4 protein-coding genes are annotated in these 4072 nt (G+C 54.8%); 2 read left to right on the top strand and 2 right to left on the bottom strand.

Going from position 1 to position 4072, the window contains the following annotated elements:
- Positions 1–83: 83 nt before the first annotated feature.
- On the top strand, positions 84–443 hold the full coding sequence (locus M3P21_RS22155) for a helix-turn-helix transcriptional regulator (RefSeq protein WP_249713682.1): 360 nt from the start codon (positions 84–86) through the stop codon (positions 441–443).
- Positions 444–836: 393 nt separating this feature from the next.
- On the opposite strand, the gene M3P21_RS22150 is transcribed toward M3P21_RS22155, so the two are convergent.
- Both M3P21_RS22150 and M3P21_RS22145 read right to left on the bottom strand, forming a co-directional pair.
- The gene (locus tag M3P21_RS22150; RefSeq protein ID WP_249713681.1) at positions 837–1811 is read right to left on the bottom strand and encodes a hypothetical protein; all 975 of its coding nucleotides are present in this window, start codon (positions 1809–1811) and stop codon (positions 837–839) included.
- A complete protein-coding gene (locus tag M3P21_RS22145; protein ID WP_249713680.1) occupies positions 1811–2845 on the bottom strand; it encodes an alpha/beta hydrolase in 1035 nt (344 codons plus the stop codon). Before M3P21_RS22145 ends, M3P21_RS22150 begins: the two co-directional genes overlap by 1 nt.
- A 27-nt stretch (positions 2846–2872) precedes the next feature.
- On the opposite strand from M3P21_RS22145, the gene M3P21_RS22140 reads away from it, so the two are divergent.
- The gene (locus M3P21_RS22140) at positions 2873–3919 is read left to right on the top strand and encodes a LysR family transcriptional regulator (RefSeq protein WP_249713679.1); all 1047 of its coding nucleotides are present in this window, start codon (positions 2873–2875) and stop codon (positions 3917–3919) included.
- Positions 3920–4072 lie beyond the last annotated feature (153 nt).

The raw sequence follows: 4072 nt of genomic DNA, 5'->3' as shown, positions 1-4072 counted from the left end.
AGCACATTTTTCAATAACAGATATTCTGTTGCGACGCAGCGTTTCATGACGCCAATCGATCATTTGCTTGTCCGGATTCGGTAATGTGGGGAGAGCATGGAATAACCGGAACAGACTTCGAAATTGCTGGCGTTAGGCATTCCTTTTGGGACAATGGCAGTTTCGCTCCGAAGCCTGATCAGCCCCACTTGAGTGGACCTTGTTGCGCCTGTTCAAAAAAACATTTGAGAGAAACTCCATCGGCATATTTTCGTGGTCTGCGCCTCTCGCAGGCGAAGATCCTCGTTCAGAAATCCGGCTACCGGATGGGCGAAATAGCGAGCCTCTGCGGATTTGATACCACCGAGAATTTCTCGCGAGCGTTCAAAAAGCAGCTCGGCCTCACAGCAACGCAGGTACAGACAGATTTCGCCTTTGCGAGGGCTGCGCCTGATGCGAACTGACACCGCACTACGTCGCGCATGCATCTTGCTCAGCCCCCATCCGCTCCTCGTTTGACGATCCCGGTTGCAGCGAAAGGGCGATTTGATTTTCACACCTCAGCCTGGCTTTCAATGACCGATCTGGCGAAATCTACTGCAATGCAGCAAAGAACGTGCGGCACCTGCAATAGGATGTTGCGTCAGCAAAGCGGAAAATCCAACGGCGGCAGAGTCCGCAATCTGTGAGTTTGACAAGCCTTCTATCTCGCCGCTGCAGCGAATGGCGGCAAAGAGGGCTGCGACCGCAGCAATTTGGTTGACTGCTGGATGTCGGCTGTGGGCCGCCAGTTAGCTCCCGGTGTATATGCTACAGGCAGAAGCCATGCACCATGAAAACCAGAGTAAATGCGTCTATTAGTCGAGATTTTGTGCCGCCTGAGAGGGCAACTCCGCATAGGACGCGTCATAGAAATAGGTCAGCCATATTGACGATCCATCGAAGAGAATATCGGAAATCCCGCGCGAATGAGACCCGGCGTCCAGTGGAAGAATGGTTCCATTAGTTTCAACGCGCATAAGCTTTGCAATCGGGTGCTCCTTGTGACCCCGATAACCTCCGACGACAACTATGTCGTTGATTAATTCAACGGATTCCAAGTTGCCGAAGCCGTCTGAAAGTGTTGCAGCGGTATGCCCGTCGTCCGAATGCGGCACCCAATACAAGGCGCTGTCCCATGCGTCGTCGCTGCCCCAAGAGACGGCGTAAATTCCAGTCTCTGCAACTGCAAAGCGGGCGAGCCCACTGATACGCAAATCGCCGAGGTAAGGTTGAATTTGCCCGGTTTGGGTTGCAACCGATAGGAATCTGCCGCGCCCAAAATCACTCACGAGAATGGTGTTCTCGTCGAGAACTTCAATGTCGTAAAGAAAAACACCATCTTCATCGAGAGCTTGCCGCCAGTTTACTGTGCCATCCGAAGCGGTAGAGATGACCTCATTGCCATCCACAATGACAATCTGGTTGCCAGAACGCACCATTCCTGTCGGGTTGCGCAGGCCTTGCCCATCCGAGAGTTTGATTTCTTCCGACGCACCGTCGGAAGCAACCTTATAAAGCCCGCCATTCGTTGCGTCTGAGCCGAACTCTTCATCTGGCCCACCTGGTCCAATCGATACGGCATAGATATCGTTCCCGATTGGCAAAACGGCTTCGGTAAAAGGCGGCAGCTTGTGTTCCGCGACAGCAGGGCAAGCCACGGTGCAAGCAACCAGTAGCGAAAGAACTTTCATCGCAAATTTTTCTCCTGTGTAACTGCGTTTCGATGTCGCCGCCCGTTTTTCCGGCAATGATTGCTCTGGGGCGGCCGCAATGAACCAAGCAGTCTGCATCAGATGCTTCGGTCGAATGTCAAAAAGTGCGGGGCCAGGGCGTTGACGGCGGCGTCAATGATCAGCGGGTCTTCGTAAAACTGAAGCTGGTTGGCGCCGTCGATCCAATGCAGCGTCTTCTGCTCTGACGCGATTTCTTCAAAAATACGGCGGGGAATGTCCTGACCGCTTGCAGCTCTGTCGCCATGGATCATCAGTACAGGCATGCTCAGTTGAGCGGCTGTTTCGTCGATCCGCCAGCCCCAAATGCCGGCTTCGCTCATCGCGGTGATGCGGTTTTCCCACCCACCTTTGAAAGTCAGCCAGGGGGCTCTGTTGTCCCAGGGCAGGTACCAGTCCGCAATGGCTGTTGCGGTCAGAAGGGCATCCTCAGCGCCGACGATCGGAATGTAGCTTGCTTTCCCCGTTTTTTCGAAATCGGCGGCTGCTTTGGTCGCGCGCTCCATACGCGCTTCAACTGCGGCATCACTGCCAAGGTACATTCTGGCGGTTTCCGCGGTTAGATAATGACCCGCGACAACCCCGAGAGACGCCACGCGATCGTCTGTCACCGCTGTTTCAATCGCCCAGTTGACGCCCTGGCAAATCCCGAGAAGATGAAGCCGGTTTGGGTCGATTCCATCCTGAGCGGCGAGAAATCCGAGGACCGCTTGGCAATCTTCAACCTTGGCTTCGCCAGACTCGTAGCGTCGGGGTGTGCCTGTGCTTTCCCCGTGATAGCGCGGGTCGAATATCAGAGCAGCCAGCCCGCGTGATGCCAGGCGGGTTGCATATTGAACGGGCGACTGTTCCTTTACGAACGCGACAGGCCCGATGATCACAACTGCCGGATGGGGTCCTTCCGAAGCGGGTGTCAACAACTTCCCGACAATGGTTTCCCCAGAGCTTTCGAAAGACACCGTCTGAACATCGTAGGAGCCAAGTGCCGATTGATCTACGTCACCGGACGACGCCGCGGCACTTGATAGGGCCGCGAATGCTCCGGTCAGGGGTGTTGCAATGGCAATTGAGTTGAACACACGTCGTGTAATCACTGTCGCTGTCCTTTCGCATTCAGTTTGATGGCCCGCGCACCCAATAGATCATGGGCAGAAGGTCTGTTCGGGGGTGCCCGGCTGGGCTTCACTTGTCAGTTAGCCCGCGATCGGCATAATTTGGATGACGCAAATGGCATGTTGGGCATGCAGGCAATGAATGATGGTCTAACTTCTCTGGATATGCGGACCCTGCGGTTCCTGCAGCTCCTGCTTCGCACAAGCAGCGTGACACGCACGGCAATGCACTTGGGGATCAGCCAGCCAGCCGCCAGTCGAATCCTCGCCCGTGTAAGGGATCTGATAGGAGATCCGGTGCTGATCCGAACGCAGTCCGGATACCAGTTAACAGATCATGCTCTAAGCCTGAATGAACCGGTCGATGTTGCACTGTCGGCGATAGCTGACGTCTTCAGACCATCCACCTTTGATCCGGCGCAGTCCAGCCATTGCTATCGCATCGCCTCGACGGATTACGGCGTGGCGGCTGTCCTGGGACCCATGATAGAGGTCTTTGCCGTGACCGCACCAGCGCTTAGGTTCGATGTCTCGCCACTGGTGCCACAGAGCTTTAGCGACCTGGAAAAGGGAGCTATTGATCTGCTGCTATACGCGGATTTGGACGCCAGGGACGATTTGCTCATTCAGAAACTATTTGATGAGACCTACGAAGTCCTTTTCCGACAAGGTCATCCGCTTGAGGAACACGCAGTATCAAAACAGGCCCTTACTCCGCAGGACGTGTCGCCTTACCGGTTAGTCGAGTTCAGTTTTCCGGGCACCACGGGTTTGAAACCGGATACGATCATGCGGGAAGACGGAGACGGTTCGCATGCCGTATTCCAACAGCCCTACTTCACCACGCTACCTTTCCTGGTAAGAGAGACCGATGCGGTTGCAGCTGTCCCCAAGCGTCTGGCCGAGCAAGTCCGCAAATTGACCCCACTTTGTTCAGCGCCGTTTCAACCGGGTTGCGGTTTCCCATATCATCTGGTCCGTCACGAGCGCAGCCGCCACAACCCGGCGGTCAATTGGCTGAAGGAACGAGCATTGAAGATCACCAAGTTTGACTGATCAGATGTTCGAGCCGTGATGCTGGTTTGAACGCGAGACTTTCGAAGTACAAAGAGGCCATCCCAATCACCAGTTGCTCCTGGGTCATGACGAAACCACAATCCATAAACAGCTGGTTTGTTGGGCGGAACTGCAACATCGTCCGTTAACGTT

Origin of the sequence: Ruegeria spongiae, from assembly GCF_023502395.1 — a bacterium.
GTDB classification, from domain to species: Bacteria; Pseudomonadota; Alphaproteobacteria; order Rhodobacterales; family Rhodobacteraceae; genus Ruegeria_C; species Ruegeria_C spongiae.
The sequence above is the reverse complement of the archived record's forward strand: the minus strand, read 5'-3'. Positions and strand labels throughout refer to the sequence as shown.